Origin of the sequence: Leucobacter celer subsp. astrifaciens (genome assembly GCF_001273835.1) — a bacterium.
Classification (GTDB): Bacteria; Actinomycetota; Actinomycetes; order Actinomycetales; family Microbacteriaceae; genus Leucobacter; species Leucobacter celer.
Genome location: NZ_JHEI01000217.1, coordinates 1 through 205, shown reverse-complemented (window position 1 = coordinate 205; position 205 = coordinate 1). Strand labels below are relative to the sequence as shown.

Here is a 205-nt window from a genome sequence, read left to right as displayed (position 1 = left end):
CGCTCAATCGGCGTGGTCTCCGCTCGCTCAATCGGCGGGGTCCCCGCTGCGCTCGACCGGCGGGGTCCCCGTCATCCTGCGCGAGCGGAGCGAGTCGCAGGATCCACACCGTCAGCTCCGCTCCGATGGATCCTGCGACTCCGGCTCGTTCCTCGCCTCCGCGCCGGATGACGGGGTGCCGGGCCTCGCCTCCGCGTAGGATGAC

1 protein-coding gene is annotated in these 205 nt (G+C 72.2%); it reads left to right on the top strand.

Features of this window, described 5'->3' with window-relative positions:
* Nucleotides 1-199, top strand: a 199-nt coding sequence (locus AMS65_RS20215) for a hypothetical protein (RefSeq protein WP_206542027.1), incomplete at its 5' end; no start/stop codon positions are given.
* Between the last annotated feature and the right edge of the window lie 6 nt (nucleotides 200-205).